Source organism: Acinetobacter sp. RIT698, assembly GCF_009668065.1.
Taxonomy (GTDB): Bacteria; Pseudomonadota; Gammaproteobacteria; order Pseudomonadales; family Moraxellaceae; genus Acinetobacter; species Acinetobacter guillouiae.
The window spans coordinates 1-927 of the sequence record NZ_WJYH01000119.1 but is presented as its reverse complement, the minus strand read 5'-3'; the positions used below and the strand labels follow the sequence as shown (position 1 = coordinate 927).

Sequence of the window (927 nt, the reverse complement as noted above, 5' to 3'; positions counted from 1 at the left end):
AGTGCAACGGGTCTAGATAAAAACTATGAGCTAAGCTTTGTTGATGGTTCATTGGATATTGCAAAAGCCAAAGCGACAGTGACAGCCAATAGTTTAAATACCGTCTATAATGGTAAAGATCAGACAGCTGCTGGCTTTAGTGCAATAGGTTTGGTCAATGGTGAAACTGAATCAGTACTCTCAGGTGTAAGTGCAACAGTTACCGCTAAAGATGCAGGTCAATACACCAATACAGCAACAGGTCTAGATAAAAACTATGAGTTAAGTTTTGTTGATGGTTCCTTAGATATCGCCAAAGCTAAAGCCACCGTAACTGCCAATAGCGTATCAACTATTTATAATGGTAAAGATCAAACTGCTGCTGGCTTTACTGCAACAGGCTTAGTTAATGGTGAAACTGAATCAGTACTATCAGACGTAACTGCAACAGTTACTGCTAAAGATGCAGGCAAATACAACAACATAGTAACAGGTGTAGACAAGAACTATGATCTAACGCTTATTGATGGCTCTTTGGATATTGCTAAGGCTAAAGCCACTGTAACCGCCAATAGCATATCAACTACTTATAATGGTAAAGATCAAACAGCTGCTGGCTTTAGTGCAACAGGCTTGGTCAATGGCGAAACTACAACTGTATTGTCAGATGTTTCGGCAACTGTCACAGGTAAAGATGCTGGTAGTTATGCTAATACAGCCACAGGTATAGATAAGAACTATGAGCTCAGTTTTGTTAATGGCTCTTTGGATATCGCCAAAGCTAAAGCAACAGTAACAGCCAATAGTGTATCAACCACCTATAACGGTAAAGATCAAACGGCTGTTGGTTTTACTGCAACAGGTTTAGTCAATGGTGAAGATACATCAGTACTCTCAGGTGTAAGTGCAACAGTTACGGCTAAAGATGCTGGTCAGTACACCAATAGT

General features: G+C 40.1%; 1 protein-coding gene. It reads left to right on the top strand.

Annotation, left to right across the window (positions count from 1 at the left end; translation table 11 throughout):
• Nucleotides 1–927, top strand: a 927-nt coding sequence (locus tag GJV03_RS21600; protein WP_171501895.1) for an MBG domain-containing protein, incomplete at both ends; no start/stop codon positions are given.